The 2716-nt window shown below is 42.5% G+C and carries 3 protein-coding genes; all 3 read right to left on the bottom strand.

The window, feature by feature from the left end; all coding sequences use genetic code 11:
- A partial coding sequence (locus tag BMZ40_RS18960) for a type VI secretion system Vgr family protein (protein WP_143075707.1) occupies window positions 1-506 on the bottom strand: 506 nt, incomplete at its 3' end.
- A gap of 526 nt (window positions 507-1032) precedes the next feature.
- On the bottom strand, window positions 1033-1611 hold the full coding sequence (locus BMZ40_RS19410; RefSeq protein WP_143075706.1) for a tetratricopeptide repeat protein: 579 nt from the start codon (window positions 1609-1611) through the stop codon (window positions 1033-1035).
- A 7-nt stretch (window positions 1612-1618) separates the two neighbouring features.
- A partial coding sequence (locus BMZ40_RS18955; RefSeq protein WP_425429377.1) for a bacteriophage T4 gp5 trimerisation domain-containing protein occupies window positions 1619-2716 on the bottom strand: 1098 nt, incomplete at its 5' end.

The raw sequence follows: 2716 nt of genomic DNA, 5'->3' as shown, positions 1-2716 counted from the left end.
ATGCCTTCCTCCTCGCACAGGCGGGAGATGAAATGCAGGGCCGTCTCGCCGTATTGCACGCAGTATTCGCGCGGCGCGTAGTCGAAGAAGCACTTAAAGGCGTAGGAATCGCCGGTGAAATTTTGTTCTTTCAGAATCTGCTCGATGATTCGGGGCACGCTCATGTTCTGGAAGATGCGGTGGTCCGTGACCAGCCCCAGAAACCACAGGCGCGGGACCAGAACGGCGCGATAATGGGTATGGACATTGGCGGTGTGCAGTTGCGTGAAACTGCGGATGACGCCGCTGACATGACGCACGCCGCCGCTTTTGTCGGCGATGCCAAGGCAGGCGGGCCGGCCCAGAAGTTCGGCGAAATCAATGCTCGCCGATTCATGGATCAGTTCGATTTCAAATTCGTAGGGCTTGTGGACTTCTTCGGTGCCGGAAAAGGCGTAGACACGCAGGTCGGAATGGGCGGGAGTGTCGAATGTGAACCACGGGCTGTTTGCTGACGGATGCGGCATGGCTTCTCCTTATGTGTCGGGAAATGGCAGGCATTTTCGTACCAGTTTGCCAGCGATTTCCGCGTCGCACATTGGGGAGAAGGTGTAGTTTTATTAAAAGATGTTAAGGAATTGCACGTAATGGCCTGGAATCCCGCCACGCGATTGCTCTTTTGAAAAACGGAGAATCTGGGACCAGACATTGAATCTTGAATCCTGTCATTTTACGAATAATTTTACTCACTGATGAATAATATTATCCTAAATTTATCATCTTCCTCAAACGGACACAGAAAGACAGAGACAGCATTGATTTTAACATAAATAAAAGCATGCAATTTCTTTTCGCACATATTATAAAATAGAAAGTACAACAAAGGAAAATACTTATATTTTTCATATATAGTTACAATGTCACTGTCGAATCATGCGTTCATAAATTAAAAATCAAAAAAATATTTATATTTAAATATGGACCATCCGCACAGCAATTTTACAATGTATAAAACAATTCATACAATTCATTAATTGGTTTTTAGCAAATTCGCTATTTTGATATTGGATTGTAGTGTGGCAAGAATTTTTTTCTGTCAAAATTCTCGAGGGTTTCTCGGATATATATATCGACTGTCGAATTTGTTAATTTTTGCAATAAATTTCTAGAAAGCACTATACCTTGTGGATTTTCTGCAAGCAACAGAGCGCATATATAACCAAAATCTGTATTTTTTTTGTTTCCAAGCTCTGCGGCAGCTAACTCGGATACTTTTTCATAACATTGAGTATTAACATTCATAGGGCTGTTAATTGCTTCATTTATTATACATTCCCAGTATTTATACATGCTTGATTCTGGCTTAATTTGCATCAGCTTTTTAACATCAGAATAAGCATTTTCTAAATTTCCTCTTTCTGTGTATAGCTGCGCGCGCAGTCTGAGCAGATTACTATCACATGGATTTTTCGACAGGCCATCAGACAATATCTCTATTGCCTTGCCAATATTTTTTGTTTCACTTCCTGTTGAAATCAAAACCTCATGGGCCTTTCGAAAAACTTCATCATCTGCATATACTGGAAATAATAAGATAAAATACGTTATAATACATAATATTATTATATTCATCGCGTCCCTATCTCATGAGCTTTATTTCAAATGACTTTTCAGCTTTAACATGCTGAATACCAGAAACAAACATTGATGGAACGCTAGTACTTTCACCTATTTTCGCAAAATAAGATCCAGTTAATATCAAATTCAGCGCTATCCCATCTTTTGGTTTTGGAAGGATGAATATTGCTTCACCGATGATGTGAGACCTGTGAGGTAACGACCTGATATAACCATCTGCATTGAGCTTAAGAGATTTCTCTTCAATAATAACACCATTTTTTTCAATTCGCGCTTTTGCCCAAAAATTTACAGAGTCAGCTATATTTTCAATAGCAGTGTATCCTTCACTTGAAATAAATAGTCTTGCTGGATATTTTGATTCAATTCTGATTATACCTGACAATGAAAATGACCCTCCAGGATGCAATAGTCCAGATCCTTCAGTCATTATGTTTGCAAGTTTAGAAATTTTATATTCTTCATTTATTTCATAATAATATTCTTGGCGTGTTAATTCATTTTCATCGTGGAAATTTTCGTTGTTATACAAACAGTGCTTGACTGAATGCTTGTTTACCTCACAAATTTGACAAAATGCATTGTCTCCAGCCTTGCGCAGCGTCTCAGTCTGGTTTTTCGGCACCGTACCATTTTCGACCATTTTGCTGTCCGCCGGCGGCAGCGGCCTAGCGCCCGTTCCCAAGCCCGGACTCCCGCCGGAATTGATCTTCACCTTCGTTCCGCCGACGTACACGCCCGACGGGTCGATTCTGATAAAGCCGCCACCCGCCTTGATGGTCAGTTCAGCGTCCGCCTCGATCACGGTTTTACGGCCTGCCTGGGCGTGAATCTCGTTTCCGGCATCAAGGAGCCATTTGTCGCCAAAGCGCCTGTGGCTGCTGCCTCTGACCGTCAGATGATCGTCGGACAGAAGCTCGATCTTGCGATTTAGTTCCACCGTCTGCTGATCTTCGCCCTTCACCAGTGAATAGGAAAAGTTATCCACCGTACGATGCTGATCGTGGAGGATGTGCTCCTTCCAGTCGTTCTTGACGTAGACATTCACGTCCTTTTCGGCATGAACATAGATTTCTTCCTGCCCTTTCTTGTCCTCGAT

It is taken from the genome of Desulfomicrobium apsheronum (assembly GCF_900114115.1).
GTDB lineage: Bacteria > Desulfobacterota > Desulfovibrionia > Desulfovibrionales > Desulfomicrobiaceae > Desulfomicrobium > Desulfomicrobium apsheronum.
Note: the sequence above shows the minus strand (reverse complement) of the source record. Positions and strands in the feature narration are given on the sequence as shown.